Annotated in this window: 19 protein-coding genes and 1 pseudogene; 11 read left to right on the top strand and 9 right to left on the bottom strand. The window is 54.8% G+C overall.

Annotated features, from left to right (window positions below):
* Nucleotides 1-48: 48 nt before the first annotated feature.
* The 3 genes from K7H21_RS12170 to K7H21_RS12160 are packed head-to-tail and all read left to right on the top strand — an operon-like array spanning nt 49 to nt 4,096.
* Nucleotides 49-1,452, top strand: a complete 1,404-nt coding sequence (locus K7H21_RS12170; RefSeq protein ID WP_004119441.1) for a cytochrome ubiquinol oxidase subunit I — start codon at nt 49-51, stop codon at nt 1,450-1,452.
* The gene (gene cydB / locus K7H21_RS12165; RefSeq protein WP_087828206.1) at nt 1,452-2,462 is read left to right on the top strand and encodes a cytochrome d ubiquinol oxidase subunit II; all 1,011 of its coding nucleotides are present in this window, start codon (nt 1,452-1,454) and stop codon (nt 2,460-2,462) included. The genes K7H21_RS12170 and cydB overlap by 1 nt, the downstream gene beginning before the upstream one ends.
* 8 nt (nt 2,463-2,470) lie before the next feature.
* Nucleotides 2,471-4,096 (top strand): alpha-amylase family protein, encoded by a 1,626-nt coding sequence (locus tag K7H21_RS12160; protein ID WP_004119436.1) that lies wholly within the window; start codon nt 2,471-2,473, stop codon nt 4,094-4,096.
* On the opposite strand, the gene K7H21_RS12155 is transcribed toward K7H21_RS12160, so the two are convergent.
* The 4 genes and pseudogenes from K7H21_RS12155 to K7H21_RS12140 form a co-directional block, all read right to left on the bottom strand.
* Nucleotides 4,093-5,082 (bottom strand): SDR family oxidoreductase, encoded by a 990-nt coding sequence (locus K7H21_RS12155; RefSeq protein WP_004119433.1) that lies wholly within the window; start codon nt 5,080-5,082, stop codon nt 4,093-4,095. The two genes, K7H21_RS12160 and K7H21_RS12155, sit on opposite strands and share 4 nt — an antisense overlap.
* Before the next feature lie 24 nt (nt 5,083-5,106).
* Nucleotides 5,107-5,625, bottom strand: a complete 519-nt coding sequence (locus tag K7H21_RS12150; protein WP_004119430.1) for a 2-oxo-tetronate isomerase — start codon at nt 5,623-5,625, stop codon at nt 5,107-5,109.
* A 12-nt stretch (nt 5,626-5,637) separates the two neighbouring features.
* On the bottom strand, nt 5,638-6,084 hold the full coding sequence (locus K7H21_RS12145; RefSeq protein ID WP_004119426.1) for a DUF421 domain-containing protein: 447 nt from the start codon (nt 6,082-6,084) through the stop codon (nt 5,638-5,640).
* A gap of 9 nt (nt 6,085-6,093) precedes the next feature.
* Nucleotides 6,094-6,596 (bottom strand): annotated as a pseudogene (locus tag K7H21_RS12140) (hypothetical protein).
* 360 nt (nt 6,597-6,956) lie between these two features.
* Between K7H21_RS12140 and K7H21_RS12135 the strand changes: the two are divergent.
* The 5 genes from K7H21_RS12135 (at nt 6,957) to K7H21_RS12115 (ending at nt 14,555) form a co-directional block, all read left to right on the top strand.
* On the top strand, nt 6,957-7,955 hold the full coding sequence (locus K7H21_RS12135) for a LacI family DNA-binding transcriptional regulator (protein WP_087828207.1): 999 nt from the start codon (nt 6,957-6,959) through the stop codon (nt 7,953-7,955).
* A 45-nt stretch (nt 7,956-8,000) separates the two neighbouring features.
* Complete coding sequence (locus tag K7H21_RS12130; RefSeq protein WP_154901904.1) at nt 8,001-9,665, top strand: glycoside hydrolase family 13 protein; 1,665 nt, start codon at nt 8,001-8,003, stop codon at nt 9,663-9,665.
* 7 nt (nt 9,666-9,672) lie between these two features.
* On the top strand, nt 9,673-11,070 hold the full coding sequence (locus K7H21_RS12125; protein WP_049113548.1) for a PTS transporter subunit EIIC: 1,398 nt from the start codon (nt 9,673-9,675) through the stop codon (nt 11,068-11,070).
* Nucleotides 11,071-11,188: 118 nt separating this feature from the next.
* Nucleotides 11,189-12,763, top strand: a complete 1,575-nt coding sequence (locus K7H21_RS12120; RefSeq protein ID WP_049113546.1) for a carbohydrate porin — start codon at nt 11,189-11,191, stop codon at nt 12,761-12,763.
* A gap of 181 nt (nt 12,764-12,944) precedes the next feature.
* Nucleotides 12,945-14,555 carry an FAD-NAD(P)-binding protein gene (locus K7H21_RS12115; RefSeq protein ID WP_223035803.1) on the top strand — a complete coding sequence of 537 codons (1,611 nt, stop codon included), beginning with the start codon at nt 12,945-12,947 and terminating at the stop codon, nt 14,553-14,555.
* 27 nt (nt 14,556-14,582) lie between these two features.
* Here K7H21_RS12115 and K7H21_RS12110 read toward each other — a convergent pair whose 3' ends face one another.
* Both K7H21_RS12110 and K7H21_RS12105 read right to left on the bottom strand, forming a co-directional pair.
* Complete coding sequence (locus tag K7H21_RS12110; RefSeq protein ID WP_004119395.1) at nt 14,583-14,732, bottom strand: hypothetical protein; 150 nt, start codon at nt 14,730-14,732, stop codon at nt 14,583-14,585.
* Between the two features lie 21 nt (nt 14,733-14,753).
* Complete coding sequence (locus K7H21_RS12105; protein WP_004119392.1) at nt 14,754-15,146, bottom strand: YdeI family stress tolerance OB fold protein; 393 nt, start codon at nt 15,144-15,146, stop codon at nt 14,754-14,756.
* Nucleotides 15,147-15,518: 372 nt separating this feature from the next.
* Between K7H21_RS12105 and K7H21_RS12100 the strand changes: the two genes are divergently transcribed.
* Nucleotides 15,519-16,403, top strand: coding sequence for an SDR family oxidoreductase (locus K7H21_RS12100; RefSeq protein WP_004119389.1), 885 nt, complete (start codon nt 15,519-15,521; stop codon nt 16,401-16,403).
* A gap of 18 nt (nt 16,404-16,421) precedes the next feature.
* Here the strand turns inward: K7H21_RS12100 and K7H21_RS12095 are convergent, their stop codons facing one another.
* Together K7H21_RS12095 and K7H21_RS12090 are read right to left on the bottom strand one after the other, a co-directional pair.
* Nucleotides 16,422-17,228 carry an MBL fold metallo-hydrolase gene (locus K7H21_RS12095; protein WP_154901902.1) on the bottom strand — a complete coding sequence of 269 codons (807 nt, stop codon included), beginning with the start codon at nt 17,226-17,228 and terminating at the stop codon, nt 16,422-16,424.
* A gap of 87 nt (nt 17,229-17,315) precedes the next feature.
* Complete coding sequence (locus K7H21_RS12090) at nt 17,316-17,951, bottom strand: carbonic anhydrase (RefSeq protein WP_004119381.1); 636 nt, start codon at nt 17,949-17,951, stop codon at nt 17,316-17,318.
* Between the two features lie 225 nt (nt 17,952-18,176).
* Between K7H21_RS12090 and K7H21_RS12085 the strand changes: the two genes are divergently transcribed.
* Nucleotides 18,177-18,806 carry a LysE family translocator gene (locus K7H21_RS12085; protein WP_004119378.1) on the top strand — a complete coding sequence of 210 codons (630 nt, stop codon included), beginning with the start codon at nt 18,177-18,179 and terminating at the stop codon, nt 18,804-18,806.
* A gap of 13 nt (nt 18,807-18,819) precedes the next feature.
* On the opposite strand, the gene K7H21_RS12080 is transcribed toward K7H21_RS12085, so the two are convergent.
* Entirely contained in the window at nt 18,820-19,590 is a 771-nt protein-coding gene (locus K7H21_RS12080) for a DeoR/GlpR family DNA-binding transcription regulator (protein WP_004119375.1), read from the bottom strand.
* 93 nt (nt 19,591-19,683) lie between these two features.
* Between K7H21_RS12080 and K7H21_RS12075 the strand changes: the two genes are divergently transcribed.
* Nucleotides 19,684-20,067 (top strand): VOC family protein, encoded by a 384-nt coding sequence (locus tag K7H21_RS12075; RefSeq protein ID WP_004119372.1) that lies wholly within the window; start codon nt 19,684-19,686, stop codon nt 20,065-20,067.
* Nucleotides 20,068-20,094 lie beyond the last annotated feature (27 nt).

The following is a 20,094-nucleotide window of genomic DNA, read 5'->3' as shown; positions in this document are numbered from 1 at the left end:
CTGCCCCCTGCTCGGTTCTGGGGGTTGTTATGTGATGGGGTCCGGATCATGTTTGAACTCGACGCGTTTAATCTGGCACGGCTGCAGTTCGCATTTACCGTCTCTTTTCATATTCTTTTCCCGGCAATTACCATTGGGCTTGCCAGCTATCTGGTGGTGCTGGAGGGGATGTGGCTGAGGACAAAAGACGACGTCTGGCGCTCATTGTATAATTTCTGGCTGAAAATTTTTGCCGTTAATTTCGGAATGGGCGTGGTTTCAGGCCTGGTCATGGCCTATCAATTCGGCACCAACTGGAGCGGCTTCTCGCAGTTTGCCGGTAGCATTACCGGTCCCCTGCTGCTTTACGAAGTCCTCACCGCTTTTTTTCTTGAAGCGGGTTTCTTAGGCGTCATGCTCTTTGGCTGGAATAAAGTTCCCCCAGGCCTGCACTTCTTCACCACCTGCATGGTGGCGCTGGGCACGCTGATGTCAACCTTCTGGATCCTCGCGTCCAATAGCTGGATGCAGACGCCGCAGGGTTTTACCATTGAAAACGGTCACATTATTCCGCAGGACTGGCTGGCGATTATCTTCAACCCCTCTTTCCCGTATCGCCTGTCGCACATGGCGATCGCCGCTTTTCTCAGCAGCGCGATGTTTGTCGGCGCCTCCGCCGCCTGGCATCTTCTTCGCGGCAACGATACGCCGGCGATACGCAAAATGTTCTCAATGGCGATGTGGATGGCCCTGCTGGTCGCGCCGGTCCAGGCCATCGTCGGCGATATGCACGGCCTCAACACGCTTGAACATCAGCCGGCAAAAATCGCTGCCATAGAAGGCCACTGGGAGAACAAACCCGGAGAAGCCACCCCACTGCTGCTGTTTGGCGTACCGGACATGGCGGAAGAGCGCACCAAATACGGCCTGGAGATCCCGGCGCTTGGCAGCCTGATCCTGACCCATAGCCTGAATAAGCAGGTCCCTGCCCTAAAAGATTTCCCGAAAGAGGATCGGCCAAATTCCCTTATCGTCTTCTGGTCGTTTCGCATCATGGTGGGTATGGGCGTGTTGATGATAGCCCTTGGCGTATGGAGCCTCTGGCTGCGCTATCGGCAGCGTCTTTATCACTCCCGCCCCTTTCAGTGGTCCGCGCTGGCGATGGGTCCAGCGGGGCTGCTAGCGCTGTTGGCCGGCTGGATCACGACCGAAGCGGGACGCCAGCCCTGGGTTATCTATGGTTTTTTACGCACCCGGGACGCAGTCTCCCTGCATAGCACAGCGCAAATGGTCGTCAGCCTGCTGGTCTTTATCATTGTTTACTGTTCGGTCTTCGGCGTCGGTTATTACTATATTATCCGGCTGATTAAAAAAGGGCCGCAGCCCGTCAGCGAATTAACGTCGTCAACCTCCGGCACGCCGGCGCGCCCCCTTTCCGCCGCAGAAGCCGTGCCTGAAGAGGAGAAAAGCTAATGGGCATCGATATTCCCGTGATCTGGTTTGTCATCATTGTGTTTGCCACCCTGATGTATATCGTGATGGACGGCTTCGATCTGGGTATTGGCATGGTATTCAGCTTTGTCCCCAACGCCTCCGAGCGCGACGTGATGATGAACAGCGTCGCCCCGGTATGGGACGGTAATGAGACCTGGCTGGTGCTGGGCGGCGCGGGGCTATTCGGCGCCTTTCCGCTGGCCTACGCCGTGATCGCCGATGCGCTGACGATTCCGCTTACCGCTATGCTAATTGGTCTGATCTTTCGCGGCGTGGCCTTTGAGTTTCGCTTTAAGTCCACCCCCTCTCATCAAAAGTTCTGGGATTACTCTTTTGTCGGCGGCTCGTTGTTGGCCACCTTTAGCCAGGGGATCGTCGTGGGTGCGGTCATTAGCGGCTTTGACGTTGCCGACCGCAGGTTCATCGGCTCCGCGCTGGACTGGTTGACGCCCTTCAACCTGTTCTGCGGTGTAGGGCTGGTAGTGGCTTATACGCTGCTTGGCACGACCTGGCTGATTATGAAAAGCGAAGGCGCGCTGCAGCAGCGTATGCGCGACCTGACTCGCCATACGCTACTGGCTCTGCTGGCGGTCATCGCCGTGGTCAGCGTCTGGACGCCGCTGGGCTGGCATTCCGTTGCTGAACGCTGGTTTACCCTGCCCAATTTCTACTGGTTTGTGCCCGTCCCCATTCTGGTTCTCGTCTTTAGCCTGTGGCTCTGGCGCCTGAGCGCTAACCCCGACAGTCATGCCCGTCCTTTCCTCCTGACGCTTGGGCTCATTTTTCTCGGCTTCAGCGGTCTGGGTATCAGTTTGTGGCCCAATATCATTCCACCGCATATCACGCTGTGGGAGGCTTCCGCGCCGCCTGCCAGCCAGCTCTTTATGCTGGTAGGCACCCTGCTCATCATTCCGGTGATTTTGGTTTACACCGCATGGAGCTACTACGTGTTCCGCGGCAAAGTTTCCGGAAATGAAGGCTATCACTGAGGTACGCTATGGCTGACTGGCATACACGGGCCATTATCTATCAGATTGATTCCGCCCTCTTTTACGATTTCAACGGCGATGGCTGCGGCGATATCGCCGGGATTACGGCCAAGCTGCGCTATATTCGCCGGATGGGCGCGACAGTAATCTGGATAACCCCCTTCTACCTGACGCCATTTCTGGATGAAGGTTACGATGTCAGCGACCACCTGCAGGTCGATCCGCGATTTGGTCAACTGGCGGATATCATCGCCTTTATCGAGCAGGCCCGCGAATTAGGGATGCAGGTCATTATTGAACTGCTGATTCAGCACACCTCGGACGTTCATCCGTGGTTTCAACAGGCGCGCCGCAGCCGCAGTTCGCCGTTTCGCGACTATTATCTGTGGGCGGATAGCGACGATGACGATACGCCGCCGATGTTTCCCGGCGTCGAAGAGAGCATCTGGACGTGGGATGAAGAAGCCGGGCAATATTTTCGCCATATGTTTTATCGTCACGAACCCGATCTCAATCTGGCCTCGCCTGCCGTTATTAAAGAGGTCGAAAATATCATTATCTTTTGGCTGAAGCTGGGGGTTTCCGGCTTTCGTCTGGATGCAGCTGCGCATCTCACAAAGCAGGCCGGACGCGGCGAGGAGAAACGGGGGCTGTGGATCCTGGAACATCTGCGCCGACTGATCGAACGGCATAACCCGCAGGCCATTCTGCTGGGCGAAGTTGACGTTGACGTCGAACAGTACCGCGACTATTTCGGCGACAATAACCGGCTTAACATGGTGCTTAACTTCTGGTTGAACAAATACTTTTACGTCAGTCTCGCCAGCCAGAACGCGCGCCCGCTGATTAACGCAATACAGAAAACCATCGTCCCTCCCGACGCCTGCTGCTTCGCCAACTGGTTGCGTAATCATGATGAGCTGGATCTGGAGGGTATCGGCAACAAGAACAAGCAGACCGTGCTGGAGGCCTTCGCGCCGGATGAAAAGATGAACGTTTATCAGCGCGGCATTCGCCGTCGGCTCGCGCCAATGCTAAACGGCAATCGGCAGCGGCTGGCGTTTTGCCACGCCGTGCTGTTTTCGCTGCCCGGCGTACCGATCATGCGTTATGGGGATGAGATCGGCATGGGTGACGATCTGGCGCTGGAAGAGCGGTACGCGGTACGTACGCCGATGCAGTGGGCCGGTTCAGCCGGCGGCGGCTTCTCCGCAGCCGACCCCGATACCTTTGTTGCCCCCATGATTGACCGGGGCCCGTTTCGCTATCAGAAAGTCAACGTGGCTGCTTCCCTGCTGCACCGCCATTCCCTCCTGCATCGCATAATTGATATCGCCAATACGCGTTCCGAGTTCCCGGAAATCGCCGTTGCCCCTTTCCGCATCATTAGCACCGATAATCAGGCGATCCTGGCGATTTGCTACGATGATCGCGAGCGTAGCGTCATCACTTTGCTTAATTTCAGTGAAAAAGCGCAGCGCTTTACCGCGAAAGGGATCGACGAAGCGGTCTGGACGCCCTGCCTGGCCGACAAAACCTACGCTGACGCGCTTATCCCCGGCAAGCGCGTTGAGCTGGAGATTAGCGCGTATGGCTACCGCTGGTTCTGGACCAACAGCAGCGCGCTGCGTTAGCGGTGTTTGCGCGAGGTCAACCATCTTGCCAGGAGCAAACCGACCGCCGCCGCGCCGCCCAGCAGCGCTTTTCCCGGCACGCCGGAGGTAATGGCAGTGGCGCGATATTTCGCCTCGGAGGAAAAACGGCCGTGCGTTTTATGTAGTCCCCTGACCGGTTGTTCAAGGTAGTCCTGACGGTCGTCAGCGTTCAAATGGCGTGTCATTTGCCCTTCCCATGCTTTTTTGACCATCAGCCTGTCAAGCAAGCCGGGGAAAAGAAATTGCCCCACAATCGACTGGATAGTGCTGCTCCCCACCCAAAGTTCACGTACGGGCCTGCGCGCGACGTTGAAAATAGCCTGGGCGGCCACTTCCGGCTGAAATACCGGCGGCACCGGGCGCATCGCCCAGGCGAACTTATTGCGCGCCCACTCAAACTGCGGCGTATTCAGCCCCGGCATCTGCACCATGGCAATGCTCACGCCGCTATTTTCATGCATCAGTTCGGTACGAACCGCATCGGTAAAGCCGCGAATCGCGGCCTTCGCTCCGCAGTAGGCGGATTGTAGCGGAATAGAGCGATAGGCCAGCGCGGAGCCGACCTGGATAATCACCCCGCGATCGCGGGGCGTCATGAGCGCCAGCGCGGCGCGAGTCCCGTTGACGTAGCCCAGATAGGTGACCTCCGTGACCCGCACAAATTCGTCGTGGGTCATCGCCCGGAAAGGCGCCAGCACCGCGCACATCGCGTTATTGACCCACACGTCGATCGCCCCGAGTCGATTTTCAATTTCGCCGGCGGCCGCCAGCAGCGCATCGGCATGGGCCACATCAGCCTCGACGGTATGAACCCGAACGCCATAGCGAAGGAGCTCGCGTTTCGTCGCTTCAAGGCTCCGATCATCGCGGGCAATAATGCCGACGTCATAGCCTGCCTGCGCAAAGCGCAGGGCCGTAGCTTTGCCAACTCCCGCAGTACCGCCAGTGATCGCCATGACTGCCATACAAACCTCCGCAATAAGGGTGTGTTATGCGCTCTGCCAGCCGGGCAGCTTTTCCATCAGCATCGCCAGCGAATAGCGCACGGCTTTTTCCACCACGTCCTGGCACTCGCCGGAAAACAGCGTCTTATGCGCGTCGATTTCGCCGCGAAAGTTCCATGCGAACCACACGGTGCCCGCAGGCGTCCCGTCATCGCCGCCGTCAGGCCCCGCGTATCCGCTAATGGCGATGCTGATATCCGCCCCGGAACGCGCTAGCGCTCCCGTCGACATCTCTTCAACGGTTTGACGGCTGACGGCGCTATACTTTTCCAGCGTCGACGCGTTGACGTCGAGAAGCTGTTGTTTCGCCCGATCGCTAAAAGTGATTAAGCCAATATCGTAAAATGCGGCCGTATCCGCTTCCGCGCACAGCGCTGCCGCCAGGCTACCGCCGGTGCATGACTCCGCGGTGGTTAAGCGTAAACGACGGTCAATCAGCGCGCTGGCGACCTGTTTGGTCAGCTCGCCGGTGGTTTTCGCCTGGTTGTAAGGGTTATTTGACATAAAAAGACCTTTTTAACTCTCAGCAGGAATAATAGAAATGTGGCCATTCCTTTCCAGTATGGCATATTTGATTTTACTTAATTCCGTAATCCCCTGATTCTGCCGGGCAGCGACCAGAATATCATCGCAGGAAACGTCCACTTTTTTCAGCTTATCAATTAACGGAACGCCATTTTCGACCAATATAACCGGGCAACCATCGAGCGCTGATTCCGCGCCCGCCGTATATTTTTTCATTAATCCGAAAAGCATATCCACCACCACCAGCGTCATTATCGTCAGCATCGCGCCGGTCACCGAAAAATCGTTTCCCAACAGCGCCTGCTGTGTGGCCTCGCTGATAATAAGCAACAGAATCAGGTCAAAACTGGTCATTTGTAACAGCGCCCGGCGGCCGGCAATTTTAAACACCACCAGCAAAATTAAATACATAGCTAACGCTCGCAAGACCATCTCCATCGCGTCCTCCTAAGGGTAAATAAATTGCCAGAAGCGGATTTCGGGTTCGCCGTTTAGCTGTAAAGAGTGGTTCGACTTTCCCGGGCTGGTCGGCGTAACGTAAAGCCATACAGAAAAATTACTCATACTTTTCAGATGATTATATACAAGAAACAGCCGATCGTTCTGGCTATACATCCGATCCGGCCGGGGCCAGATGCTGCCGGGTTCAAAGGAAGCATTAAAATCACCGCCGAGGCTAAAAATATATTTATCGGCGACGCGGGGCCGAGCAGTAATTTTTAGTCTGAATTCGGTTTGTAAACGACCAAATCCTCATAGGTCACCGTTAAATTACCCTGCGCGTTTGTTTTTTCAGCCGTGCTGAAATAGCCGCCCGAAAAAATTCCCAACAACGCCGCCAGAATTATCCCTAATAATATCCCCAGACCATATTTTCGGGCAGCACATTCAAATTTAAGAAAAAATTCGCTCTCTTTTATCCCAGGCAACCTCTCTTTTTCACTTGCCATTCTTCACCTCGCCGTTGCGCTTATTATCGGGGCGCCAGTTTAAGGAATAGCAAGCCCACTTAATATGTCAAGTTCGTCACGGTTACCCGGATTAATAGCAAATGGGACATCCCGCTTGTTATTCATAGAACGTCACCTGGCAGCCATGATTGCAACCGGAGGGGTATATCGCGTTAGCGAAGCGGGAATAAGGATCCGAATCGCAAGCTTAACCCCTCTCATCCACAGCGCTTTGCGCGCGACGCGGAGAGCGTGTCGTTAACTTTCTTGTGAGTCAGATCATGTTTTACAAAAAGGCGGTTGACCCGAACCCTGAGCAAAAATACTTTATGCTCATGTGATATCGATTTCATAACTACCATGGCAACCATAAAAGACGTCGCTGTAAAAGCCGGTCTGTCGGTCACGACGGTATCCCGCTTCCTGAACAATCATCCTTATATCTCTGAAGATAAAAAGGAAAAAATCCTCGCAGCCATGAAAGAGCTGGATTACGAGCCGAGCACCGTCGCACAGCAGATGCGCGGCGTGAAAACCCACCGCATTGGCGTGCTTATCTCCAGGATAACCAACCCGTTTTTTGCCAGCCTGGTCGACGCCCTTGAAGTCACGGCGCGAAAAAACGGCTATTCAGTGCTGATCGTCCAGAACCACAATAGCGCGGGCGAAGAAGAAAACTGTCTCGACCTGCTGAAGAAAAAAATTATCGACGGCCTTATCTTGTGCGCCGTCGAAAGTGATAAAGACGTTATTGAGCAATATCAGAAATATGGCCCGATCCTGCTGTGCAACACCAGCATCGATGACACCACTCTGCCTGTGGTCAGAATGAACGATGAACTGGCGACCTATAACGCGGTCAGCTGGCTGCTGCACAAAGGTTATAAAAGAATCGCCTACTCTACCGGCGGCGCATTCCAGCAAAAGGGCCACGGCAGCAGAAGAAACCGCGGCTTTATTGCCGCCATGCAGCAAGGGCAGCAGTCCATTGACGAGCGGCTGATTTTCCGCCACGTCCATACCTGGCGCGACGGGCAGCGTCTGGCCGAGCAAATTCTACAAATGGCTAAAGGCGAGCGCCCTGACGCGATTTTCGCCGGTAGCGATGAGGTTGCCTGCGGCGTGATCTCCGCGCTGACAGCGAAAGGGGTGAGCATTCCCGGAGAACTGGCGGTAATGGGCTTTGATAACCTCCCCGTGGCCGAAATGGTCCCTATTCCGCTCACCACCGTTAGCCAACCTATCGAGCAACTAGGTCGCATATCCGTGGAACGCCTGCTGGCCCTGATTAACCACACGCAATATCGCTATGACGAGGAAGACCTGAAATCAGAGCTGGTTATCAGGGCCTCCGCATAATTTTTTTCACTCAATATGGTATCGATTTCATACTCAGGAGAAATAATGAATCAATCACAAAAAGGCGCATGGTGGAAAGAAGCCGTGATTTATCAGGTGTACCCAAAAAGCTTCTATGACAGCAATAACGACGGCGTGGGCGACATTCGGGGCATTATCGCCAAACTGCCGTATCTTAAAACGCTTGGTATCACCATGATATGGGTTTCGCCGTTCTACCGCTCGCCGGATGCGGATAACGGCTACGATATCGCGGACTACTACGCGGTGAATCCCGATTTAGGCCAGATGCAGGATGTGGACGACCTGATTGCACAGGCTGGCGAGCTGGGAATTGCGGTGATGGTCGATCTGGTAGTCAACCATACCAGCGATGAGCATCGCTGGTTTCAGGCCGCGCTGGCCGACCCTCAATCGAAATATCGTGATTACTACATCTTTAAACCCGCCGTGGCGGGAGGCGCGCCAAATAACTGGCGATCGATTTTTGGCGGCAGCGCATGGGAAAAAGTGGCTGGCGAAGAGAACTACTATCTGCACGTTTTTCATAAAAAGCAGCCAGACCTCAACTGGGAAAACCCGCAGCTGCGCGAGGAAATCTACGCCATGATTAACTGGTGGCTGGATAAAGGCATCGCTGGTTTTCGCATCGACGCCATTACCTTTATTAAAAAGGATCAGGACTATGCCTCTCTGCCCGCAGACGGTATTGATGGTCTGGTATCTATTAAAAGTAAATCGCGCAATCGTCCGGGTATTGAACGGTTCCTTAATGAGCTAAAAGCACGCACCTTCAATCGCCGCCGCTGCGTAACCGTGGGCGAGGCGCCGGGCGTCCCCCTGGAAGAGTACGCCAGCTATATTGGGCCCGACGGCTACTTCAATATGATTTTCGATTTTCACGCTGCCGATATCGACGTCGAAAACGGTTCGGAATGGTTTAAACAGCGCAGCTGGAGCGTTCGAGAATTCAGAGAAGCGCTCTTTGCCAGCCAGCGCGCCTTTTGTCAGGCAGGCTGGGGAACAACGTTTATTGAAAACCACGACCAGCCACGCGCGCTGTCCAAGCTTATCCGCGACGCTGATTATCAGAATGATGTCGGCGCCACGGCGCTGGCCGCGATGTATTTTTTTATGCAGGGGACGCCATTTATTTATCAGGGCCAGGAGCTGGGGATGAAAAATTTCCGCCGGCAATCGATCGACGAGTTTGACGATATTTCCAGTATTGATAATTACTATCGCTCCCTGGCGGAAGGTTTCTCAGAAGAGCAGGCGCTGGGTTTTATCAACCAGCGCTCCCGCGACAATTCGCGAACCCCTTTTCCGTGGTCGAAGAGCCCCAACGGCGGATTTAACCAGGGTGCACAACCCTGGCTGGCGTTTTCCTCAACCGACTTCAGCGTCAACGCGCAAAGCCAGATAAACGATGCACAATCGGTATTCTCGTTTTACCGGACCATGATTGCCTTGCGAAATAGGCACTATCCGCAGGCGCTGATCTATGGTTCATTCGCCGCCATTGAGGAGGTTGACGATCGTATCGTTGCTTACGAACGGACAACGGAGACAGAGCGTTTCATCTCGATAACCAATTTGAGCGCGCAACCTCTGCCTTTTACGCTCCCGGCAGGTGAGATTGTCCTCAATAATTATGCCGACGCTGGCGCAACCCTGAAACCCTATCAAACCATTCTCGTTAAGGAATGAGTTAAATATGAACAAATATAAAAATATCGCCATTGAGATCGTAAATACCATCGGCAAGGAAAACATTGCCTCCGCAACCCACTGCGCCACGCGATTACGTTTGCAGGTTAAAGATCGGCAGAAAATTGATGACGATAGAATCCGCAATATTAGCGAAGTCAAAGGCGTATTTTTTAATTCAGGCCAGTATCAGATAATCCTTGGAACCGGGATCGTTAATAAAGTTTATCAGGAATTTGTCAACGAATACCAGGTGGCCGAAATCAGCAAGGACGAAATGACGAAGCAGAGTACGGGCCGGTTACAGCGGGGAATTCGCAATTTATCGGATGTCTTCGTGCCGATTGTCCCGGTCCTCGGGGCCACCGGTCTGTTTCTTGGCCTGAAGGGGGTCATTTTTAACGATACCGTCCAGGCGTGGTTTGGCGGCAGCGTCCATGAGATCCCGGCAGCTCTGCAAACGCTGACCACGGTGCTCTGCGACACCGCTTTCGCTTTTCTGGCGGCGTTTATTTGCTGGTCGGCGTTTAAGAAATTTGGCGGGACGCCGATTATCGGTTTTTTAATCGGCCTGATGCTGGTCTCCCCTGCGCTGCCCAACGCCTACGACGTCGCCTACGGCCACAGCAGCCCGATTTATGTGTTTGGCTTTATTCCGCTGGTGGGCTATCAGGGGTCTATTTTAACCGCCCTGCTCACCGGCATTATTGGCGCAAAGCTGGAAATTTTCTTCCGCAGGGTAATGCCGAACTCAATGGATCTGATTTTCACGCCGTTTATCGTCATCCTGATCGCGGTGGCCATCGCGCTGCTGGTTTTAGGGCCGCTGGTACATGGTTTTGAACACTATGCGGTGATGGCTATCCAGCAGTTTCTGACCCTACCTGCGGGTATCGGCGGTTTGTTAATCGGCTTTATCTATCCGATTGCCGTGATGACCGGGATGCACCATATGTTTATTATGATCGAAACCTCGCTCATTGCCGGCACCGGGTTTAACCCGTTGATTACGGTGTGCGCGATGTATGGGTTTGCCAACGCCGCCGTGTGTCTGGCTATTTCGGTGAAAGCGAAAAATGTCGCGTTTAAAACCGCCGGTATTTCCGCCACTCTGACCCAGCTATTAGGCGTTTCAGAACCGGCTTTATTCGGTATTGTGATGCAGTCCGGACTCCGCGCAATTATGGTGATGCTCGCCAGTTCAGCACTGGGCGGCATGGTCCTGTCGCTGCTATCGATTAAAGCCAACTCTTACGGCCTGGCAGTGCTGCTGTCGCCGCTGATGTATCTCTACGATCGCTATCAGTTTATTACCTATATCACCGTCGGGATCGCCGTCTTTATCTTTGCCTTTATAATGACTTTCATTTTTGTCAAAACCAATAAACCCACCAAAGAGGCGTAAAAACTAATACAGCCCGAAAAATAATTTAATACCCGATTAAACCACCCATTTCAATGGCACAGTAACCTGTGCTCTGCACCCGCACGTCCAGAGCACAGCGACCCCGATACAGGTCTTAATGATGAAAGCCTATATGCTTACGCTTTGCGCGCTGGCTTTGCCAGCATCCGCCGCTGCTGCGGATACGACCCTGAGTGAAATTAACGCCCGGCTCGAAAGACTCGAGGCCGAATTAAAACAATCGCGCATCCAGTTACAGGATGCGACGCGAAAAATAGATAGCGCGGAAAAGAGAGCGGCGAGCGCCGAAAAAAATGCGGCGCACGCGCAAGAAAGATTACAGGCCGTAGAACATAAAACCGAGCAAGATTTAGCGCGAATAAAAAGTACGCCGCCGCAGTCTCTGGTCGCGCAAGATAACAATCAAGAGATTAAATTCGGCGGCTACGCGCGCAGCGGAATATTAACCAGTAAAGGTACCACCACCACCGTGGGACCTTCCCTGACGCCTGCGGGCAGCACCGGCGGCAGCGTCGGGCGCCTGGGTAATGAATCAGATACCTATGTTACTGCCGATATCAACTACCGACGAAAATATGATAATAATAGCCAGCTGCGTTATTACATGAAAATAGCCGAATGGGATAAAACCTATAATACGGATAGTTCCTTCAACGGCCAGATGAACGTCCGGCAGGCGTTTGTTGAAATGAGCGATATGCCCGCATTTAGCGGCGCATTTAAACAGGCGACGCTGTGGGCCGGAAAGCGCGAAGACCGGGATAATTTCGATATTCACTGGCTTGATTCCGATATGATGAATTTAATCGGTACCGGCGCCGGTATTTATGATGTCAATTTCGCGGGGGATATAAAAACCAATCTTGCGGTATACGGGCGTAATTTCAATGACATCGAGACAATGGACAACGTTGAATATAACAATATGACCGGAGCGGATAACACCTATATTCAAAACTACACCTTCTCGCTTAACAACAGGCTGGGCAAATTACAGTGGATGCTCAACGGGCTCTACTCGCAGGACAATAATAAACGGATAAACGATGGGCTGGCTTCGGATAAAGCAGCCTCGCAAGGGTTTAACACTATGCTGGCCTGGCACGGCGACAGCTTCTACGGACTGCGCCCGGGGAGCACGAAAACGGCGCTGCTGTATGGCCGCGCGCTGGGGGCGGAAGTACGCGGCCCGGGTTCCGACGGCTATCTGATTAGTCCGGCCTGGACCATCAAGTTTGCCACCTATGGGATGACCGCGCTTACCGACAGCCTGAGCATTGCACCGCTGATCGTCGCGCAGAGTAGTAATAGCCGCTATATCGACGCTGACCATTATAACTGGGTGACGCTGAACGCCCGGGTCATCCAGCAGATCAATCAGAACTTCGCCCTGCAGTACGAAAGCAGTTATCAGTATATGGATATCGACCCGAAAGGTTTTAACGGTAACCGACCCGCCAGCGGCAGCTACTACAAGCTGACGTTTGCCCCCACCTTCAAGCTGCAGAACGTGACGGACTTCTTTGAGCGCCCGGAAATCCGCTTTTTTGCCACCTGGATGCGCTGGGACAACGCGCTGGATGGCTACTCCTCCACGGACACCTTCGGCAGCGCCGGATACCACAGCGCGGGTACGCTATTCTTCGGCGCCCAGCTCGAAACCTGGTTCTGAAGCCGCAACGCTGTAACTAACCACCAGGAAGAGGCCCGCCAGCGATTGGCTCTCTTCCTTATTTTGAACCACAATTATCCTGCCAGATTTCCCTTATCCGGAAATGATTTATCGTGGAGCTTTTCAACTGGCGGAAGGCCACCGACAACAAATGTGATAACAACAACGGCGGGTCAGTTATATGAAGAAAATTGCCATTATCGGCGCCGGTCCAACCGGGATTTATACCCTGTTTTCACTCCTTAAATGCGGTGAGCCGCTGGACGTGTCCATTTACGAACAGGCTGAGGAAGCAGGCGTGGGCATGCCCTATAGCGATGAAGAAAACTCGCGCATGATGCTGGCCAATATCGCCAGTATTGAAATCCCGCCTCTCCAGAACACCTATCTCGACTGGCTGAAGGCCCAGAGCCGGACGCACCTTGCGCGCTATGGCGTCGATTATGAGGGGTTGCACGATCGTCAATTTTTGCCGCGCATCCTGCTGGGCGAATACTTTCGCGACCAGTTCCTTGGCCTGGTCGCCGAGGCCAGAGAACAGGGCTTTCACATCCGGGTCAATGAGTCCTGCCGGGTCAGCGACCTGCAGGCGACCGCAGAAGGGGTGAGGATGTGGGTCGAAGATGAGCCGGTCGACGAAGCCTTTGACCTCGCGGTGGTCGCCACCGGCCACGTCTGGCCCGACGAAGAAGAGTCGACGCGCACCTGGTTTCCCAGCCCGTGGTCCGGCCTCATGGAGGCCAGCATTCCCCCCTGCCGGGTGGGGATTATGGGCACCTCGCTCAGCGGGATTGATGCCGCGATGGCCGTCGCCGTCCAGCACGGCCGCTTTATTGGGTCCGACGATGACGCCCTCTCTTTCAGGCTGGACGAGGCAAGCGAAGCGCTAAAAATCGTGTTGATGTCGCGCTCCGGCATTCTTCCCGAAGCGGATTTTTACTGTCCTATTCCCTGGGAGCCGCTCAGTATCGTGAGCGAAAGCGCGATGGAACACGCCATCGCCGCGGGGAGCGACGGTCTGCTCGATCGCGCCTTTGAGCTGGTAGCGAAGGAAATCGCGCTTGCCGACCCCCTATGGAGCGAAAATATCGCCCTTCACAGCCTGAATGCAGACAGCTTCAGCGAGGCGTGGTTCGCTAAGCGCCAGCAGCATAATCCGTTCCACTGGGCGCTGGATAACCTCGAAGAAGTTGAGCGCAACAAGCGCGCGCGATATACGGTTCCCTGGCGCTACGCGATCCTGCGGCTGCATGAAGCCGTTCAGGCGATGGTGCCTCACCTTAATGACCATGACCGGGAGCGTTTCAAAAATGGCCTTGCGCGGGTCTTTATCGACTGCTATGCAGCCATTCCTTCGGAGTCTATCCGCCGACTGCTGGCGCTGCGCGAAGCGGGCGTCATCAGTATTCTCGCCTTAGGGCACAACTATGAGATGGCGGTAGAGCATGAAAAGACGGTGCTTACCAGCGAACAAAATCGCTATACGTTTGATGTGTTTATTGATGCCAGAGGGCAAAAACCGCTGAAAAATAAAGATCTGCCCTTCCCGCACCTAAGGGAGCAACTGCTGGCGACCGGCGAAGATATCCCGGAAGTCGGAGACGATTATACGTTACTGGAGCCCTCTGAGGTACGCGGACGCATCGCCTTTGCCGCCATCCCCTGGCTGATGCACGACCAGCCTTTTGTTCAGGGGATCACCGCCTGCGCGGAAATCGGCGCGGCGATAGCGAAGGCCATATCTACGCCGGCTAGCCGCTCCCGCCGCCGTTTGTCGCCAATCGATTTTTAACCCGAGCCGCCCTCACGGGCGGCCGTTCTAGCGCTTTCCGGACTGCGGATGCCAGGGATCTTTTTTATGATCTTCGCTGTCATCTCTTTTTCTCGGCACTTCCCCCTGTTCGCGCGGGTCCTCTTTCGACGGATGACGGCCCCGCTTATCCGGGTCGGCTGGATTTTTTACGGACATGCATTTCTCCTGACTAAGCGATTATTTCTGGATCCGATCCACCCGCACCACCGGCGGCGTCATTTTTTTATCAAGGCTGCCGTTGATGCTGATCATCTGATCGGGCTTCACTTCGCGGCCATCAAAAACCGCGGCGGGAATAATTAGCGCAATGGTGTCGGTTTTATCGCGAAAGCTGTAGCGATCGTCGCCGTGCTGCTCAATAAGATTGCCGCGTAATGAAATGGTTGCCCCATCGTGCATATCCAGCGCCTGGCGCACGGTCATGATCCGACCATCTTCAGTCCCGCGATAGCCATCATCAATTTTATGCGGCGGAGGTGGAGCAGCCTCTTTTTTAAACCCACCTTCATCCGCGGCGTAGACGCCTTGCGCCATCAGCGAACAGAAAATAACAGCCAGTAATTTTTTCATCAGCAATACCTCCAGCGTATTTTTCTTTTGTCTTAATAAGTCTGGTTGCTACTATTCATTTTCACAAGTTCCGTGCCTGATGAATCATCGGGAAATATTTTTAATGTTTTCAGCGCCCGCGTAAATATGAGCGCCAGGCAGTATTAATCCCCGCCTAAATATACCGTCAGGCTTGCGATAGAATAATCCTAAAATGGCCAACGCTGCCGTCGCTTCTCATTTTTAAAAGTTTCCCGGCAATCAGTGAATTACCGTTCGGAGATGAATAAAAGCGCAAAAATTCTAAAAGCGAAGCTGTTCAAATATTCCTCGATATTCCACCACTGGCTGACCAGGCAACTACGCTTAATCTTTTAACACGAGGAGGTCAGTATGAGCGATTACGCTAATAATACCGCGAAGTATCCCCGTCCCCCGTTTGTTGACCAACCGCAATCGCCGCCAGGTCTTGCCGAAGAGATGAAGCCGCAGCCGGATCACGGCGAACTGAGCTATGTCGGCGCCGGTCGACTCGCCGGCAAACGCGCCCTGATTACCGGCGGCGATTCCGGGATTGGTCGCGCGGTCGCGATCGCCTTCGCCCGAGAGGGCGCCGATGTGGCGATCAACTATCTGCCGGAAGAGGAGTCCGATGCGGAAACCGTGATTGCTCTCATTGAGGCCGAAGGACGTCAGGCCGTCGCGATTCCGGGAGATGTGCGCGACGAATCCTTCTGCGAAACCCTGGTCGAACAGGCCGTCAGCGAACTCGGCGGGCTGGATATTCTGGTCAATAATGCCGGACGCCAGCAATACTGCGAATCGCTGGAAGAATTGACCACCGCCGACTTTGACGCCACCTTCAAAACCAACGTTTATGCGGCCTTCTGGATCACTAAAGCCGCCCTGCGTCATCTTAAAGAACACAGCGCGATTATTAATACTTCATCAGTCCAGGCCTTTAAGCCAAGCCCCATCCTACTGGACTATGCGCAAACCAAAGCGTGCCTGGTGGCGTTCACCAAGTCGCTGGCCAAACAGCTGGGGCCGAAGGGCATTCGGGTTAACGCCGTCGCCCCCGGCCCCTACTGGACGGTACTGCAGTCAAGCGGCGGCCAGCCGGATGAGAAAGTTCGTCAGTTCGGCGCCGATACGCCGCTAGGCCGCCCCGGCCAACCGGTGGAGATTGCGCCGCTGTACGTAACCCTGGCTTCCGACGCCTGCTCCTTCACCTCCGGCCAGGTGTGGTGCTCCGATGGCGGCGACGGCGTGGTATAAGCCGCAGGCGGCGCGCCCTCAGCGGTGCGCCGTCGTATTCAGGCAGGCGAGATACTTCTGCGCTGAATCTAAAACGATCTGCCGGGCATTTTTCGTGACGTTCTGTCCCTCGAAGGCGCCGTACAGCGCTTCAAAGGGCGTATCGCCCAGACGCTCAACGATCTTCTCGACGCTGGCTGCCGCGAGCGGCAGCAAATTGGGATAGCTCCACATAAACGAAACGGCGTGCGCCCCCGGCGTCACCTGGATGATATCGCCCGCCAGCATGATGCCATCATCTTTTGCCCAGTGCAGAACGGTGCCACCGGCGAAATGCCCGCCCAGACGCAGCAACCGCACCGCAGGGAGGATCTCCAGCGCATCCCCTTCCCACAGCGTGATTGCCGGGCTATCGCGCATAATCCATTCGCGATCGCTGGCATGAAGGTAGATTCGCGCGTCGAAGGCTTCCGCCCACGTCTGCATCGTGGTGTAGTAATGAGGATGAGAAATGGCGATCGCTTTTATCCCGCCCAGCGCGGCGATCAGGGTTTTTGTCGCCGCGTCCAGATTGGCGATGCAGTCCCACAGAATATTCCCCTGCGGGGTGAGCAGCAGAAACGCGCGCTGGTCGATGGCAAATTTCGGTACCGTCTTGATGCTCAACAGCTCGCCGCTATGCTGCCGCCACTTATTCACGTGAGTGCGAACCAGAGTCTCTAATGCAATCCATGTCTGGCCGCTGGCCGGGACGTACTGACGTTCATCCTCACAGATACGGCACCGGCTCAGGGTGTTGTCGCCGTCGTCGTAAGAAGTGCCGCAGGTTGCGCACAGCTTGATCATTACTTCCCCTTAAAAAAACAGACTACGCAGGAGTAATAAGTATGGCAGATAAGGCGGGAACGAGGGCTTCCGTGCCCTGCGGGAGGTTTATTCGAAATAGACGTCAGGGTTTTCCGACAGCGACACGAAGGTCTTGCTGTTTTTATCCAGCGCGCGAATATCGCCGCTTTCAATATCGTAGAACCAGCCGTGCAGACGCAGCGTGCTATCGCGCAGGCCCACGGCAACCGACGGGTGGGTTTTGATGTTGTTCAACTGGGCGATGACGTTTTCCTGCACCATTCCGTTGACTTTATCGGTCTCGTTGGCCCAGGTTTTCTTCTCCACGACCGCTTTCGCCGCGTCGGAGTAGCGCAGCCAGTGGGAGACGGCAGGCATCGGGTCCAGGCACTGGCAGGTGGCGATGGCTTTCATCGCGCCGCAGTTGGAGTGGCCGCAAATGACGATATCGGTCACGCCCAGGGCGACGACGGCATACTCGATGGTGGCGGAAACCCCGCCCGGCTCAGGACCGAAAGAGGGCACGATATTCCCGGCGTTACGGATCACAAACAGCTGCCCCGGCTCCTGCTGGGTCACCAGCTCCGGCACCAGGCGGCTATCTGAACAAGAGATAAACAGCGCTTTAGGATTCTGGCTGGATGCCAGGCTGCGGAAGAGCTCTTTACGTTGCGGGAAGATCTCTTTCTGGAAGTTGAGGAAGCCCTCAATGATATGTTGCATAGCAGTGTCTCTTTTCTCTGTTTTAATGACGATATGACAAAGATCACATTTAGTCAGTTTATCACCGACGCGCGAAATGGGAATCGTTATTCGAACGGGCAACTAAACATCACCCCGCAAAGTTGGGTGACAGAGGGGTAAAGATTGTTTATTTTTTGAGAGCGAAATCAATCATGAGCCGGAGCCAGATACGACTTTAGCGCTCAACGTCAACCAGGAGCGTTTATGTTCTTATCCAGCCTGATGGCCCTTGCCGCCGTCCTTATTATGGGCGTGATTAGTCCCGGCCCGAGCTTCATTTACGTTGCCCGCAACGCCGTTGCGCGCTCAAGAACGCACGGTCTGGTCACCGCGCTGGGCACCGGCGCGGGAGCGGCCATCTTTTCGATTATGGCCATGCTGGGGTTACAAAAAGTTCTGACCGCAGTGCCGGAAATGTTTATTGGCCTGAAGGTCGCAGGCGGCCTCTATCTGCTCTGGCTGGGGTATAAAATTTACCGCGGCGCGGCGCAGCCGATGGATTTTGCGGCAGGTGGCATGGCGGCGGAACATTCGCTGCTGAAAACCTTCCGCGATGGTCTGTATACCCAGCTGAGCAACCCAAAAACGGCGCTGGTATTCGCCTCTATTTTTACCGCCCTGCTGCCGGAGCGCATCCCGCTGGCATTTTACTATATCGTGCCGCTGATGAGCTTTCTGATCGACGTCAGCTGGTATTCGCTGGTGGCCCTGGTGCTCTCTTCCGCCCGACCGCGCGGCGTCTATCTGCGCATGAAGCGTAAGATCGATATCCTCACCGCCACGGTGCTGGGCGCCCTCGGCCTGCGCCTGATTGCCACGTCGTTGTCAAAGTAAGTCCATACGGCGCTTAAACGGTGTAAATACGAATATCGTGTTCGCTGAACGCGTCGCGATATTCCCGACTGATGTTCTCCTCGACCACCAGCACATCAATGGCGCTGCTTTCGACCACCATAAAGCGCGCCACCGCCGGGATCTTATCGGAGGTGAGGCCGACTATGATTTCGCTGCACTGCTTGATCACCGCTTTTTTAAATTCGCAGTCGGCGTAGTCAAAACCCGTCAGGCCAGACTCGGGCGCCATAGCGCAGCCGCCGATAAAACCCTGATCGAAAAGCATACCCTGAATCTGCGCCACCGCGGAGGCGCCCACGCAGCCGCCGCTGGCCCGCTGGATCTGACCGCCAAGCATGACCACATCGTACAGCGGTTTCTTGAGCAGGACGGCGGCGATCTCGGGAGAATTGGTGACCACGGTTAACGCCAGCTCCGCTGGTAACGCTTCCGCCATCGCCAGATTGGTGGTGCCGGTATCGATAAAAATGCAGCCGCCGGGCTTCACCAGCTTTGCGCACTTCTGCGCGATCCTGCTTTTTGTCGCCGTATTTTTCTCTTTGCGCTCGCTATAGTCCCCCGCCTCCGGCAGGGTCATCACCGCGCCGCCGTAGACCTTTTTACAGTACCCTTCCCGGCTAAGTTCATGTAAATCACGGCGAATAGTATGCTCGGAGACGTTAAGGCGGTCGGCAAGCTCGGCGCAAACCACTCTGCCGTTCTCCTGCAGAATCTGGCAAATAAGCGCTTGTCGTTGTTTGGGGAAAGCAGCATAATCGAGCACAAGTAACTCCTGATTAAATCTTCATCGAGCAACAAAGTGCATGATCGTGCATTACGGCCCTGACTGTCAACTCACCCTATCAAGAGGTTTGCTATGAAAATTGCCCACATCGCTCTATGGACCCGCCAGCTTGAGCAACAGGCCCATTTTTGGGTGTCGTTTTTCGACGGCGAGATCAATGAGAAGTACTGCAGCCAAACCAACCCCGGTTTTGAGTCCTTTTTTGTCAAGATTGGCGACAACGTTGCCATTGAGCTGATGACCAAGCCGGGGCTGGTCGCACTGACGGCGGATAATAACCGTACTGGCTGGGTGCACCTGGCGATAAGCGTTGGCGGCGCGGAAAATGTCGACAGGCTGGCGAAACGCGCCGACGCGCAGGGAATACTGGTTTCCCCACCGCGAACCACCGGTGACGGCTACTATGAAGCGGTGATCAAAGACCCCGATGGCAACCTGATTGAAATCGTCGCATAGTGAAGGAAAGTCAGCCAACAGGAGAGG

The organism is Klebsiella sp. CTHL.F3a (assembly GCF_019890895.1).
GTDB lineage: Bacteria > Pseudomonadota > Gammaproteobacteria > Enterobacterales > Enterobacteriaceae > Klebsiella > Klebsiella grimontii.
Note: the sequence above shows the minus strand (reverse complement) of the source record. Positions and strands in the feature narration are given on the sequence as shown.

What these genes read in the sequence shown, in the direction of transcription:
- K7H21_RS12170 (WP_004119441.1), top strand. Translation starts at nt 49, where the DNA reads ATGTTTGAACTCGACGCGTTTAATCTGGCACGGCTGCAGTTCGCATTT.
- cydB (WP_087828206.1), top strand. Translation starts at nt 1,452, where the DNA reads ATGGGCATCGATATTCCCGTGATCTGGTTTGTCATCATTGTGTTTGCC.
- K7H21_RS12160 (WP_004119436.1), top strand. Translation starts at nt 2,471, where the DNA reads ATGGCTGACTGGCATACACGGGCCATTATCTATCAGATTGATTCCGCC.
- K7H21_RS12155 (WP_004119433.1), bottom strand. Translation starts at nt 5,082, where the DNA reads ATGGCAGTCATGGCGATCACTGGCGGTACTGCGGGAGTTGGCAAAGCT.
- K7H21_RS12150 (WP_004119430.1), bottom strand. Translation starts at nt 5,625, where the DNA reads ATGTCAAATAACCCTTACAACCAGGCGAAAACCACCGGCGAGCTGACC.
- K7H21_RS12145 (WP_004119426.1), bottom strand. Translation starts at nt 6,084, where the DNA reads ATGGAGATGGTCTTGCGAGCGTTAGCTATGTATTTAATTTTGCTGGTG.
- K7H21_RS12135 (WP_087828207.1), top strand. Translation starts at nt 6,957, where the DNA reads ATGGCAACCATAAAAGACGTCGCTGTAAAAGCCGGTCTGTCGGTCACG.
- K7H21_RS12130 (WP_154901904.1), top strand. Translation starts at nt 8,001, where the DNA reads ATGAATCAATCACAAAAAGGCGCATGGTGGAAAGAAGCCGTGATTTAT.
- K7H21_RS12125 (WP_049113548.1), top strand. Translation starts at nt 9,673, where the DNA reads ATGAACAAATATAAAAATATCGCCATTGAGATCGTAAATACCATCGGC.
- K7H21_RS12120 (WP_049113546.1), top strand. Translation starts at nt 11,189, where the DNA reads ATGATGAAAGCCTATATGCTTACGCTTTGCGCGCTGGCTTTGCCAGCA.
- K7H21_RS12115 (WP_223035803.1), top strand. Translation starts at nt 12,945, where the DNA reads ATGAAGAAAATTGCCATTATCGGCGCCGGTCCAACCGGGATTTATACC.
- K7H21_RS12110 (WP_004119395.1), bottom strand. Translation starts at nt 14,732, where the DNA reads ATGTCCGTAAAAAATCCAGCCGACCCGGATAAGCGGGGCCGTCATCCG.
- K7H21_RS12105 (WP_004119392.1), bottom strand. Translation starts at nt 15,146, where the DNA reads ATGAAAAAATTACTGGCTGTTATTTTCTGTTCGCTGATGGCGCAAGGC.
- K7H21_RS12100 (WP_004119389.1), top strand. Translation starts at nt 15,519, where the DNA reads ATGAGCGATTACGCTAATAATACCGCGAAGTATCCCCGTCCCCCGTTT.
- K7H21_RS12095 (WP_154901902.1), bottom strand. Translation starts at nt 17,228, where the DNA reads ATGATCAAGCTGTGCGCAACCTGCGGCACTTCTTACGACGACGGCGAC.
- K7H21_RS12090 (WP_004119381.1), bottom strand. Translation starts at nt 17,951, where the DNA reads ATGCAACATATCATTGAGGGCTTCCTCAACTTCCAGAAAGAGATCTTC.
- K7H21_RS12085 (WP_004119378.1), top strand. Translation starts at nt 18,177, where the DNA reads ATGTTCTTATCCAGCCTGATGGCCCTTGCCGCCGTCCTTATTATGGGC.
- K7H21_RS12075 (WP_004119372.1), top strand. Translation starts at nt 19,684, where the DNA reads ATGAAAATTGCCCACATCGCTCTATGGACCCGCCAGCTTGAGCAACAG.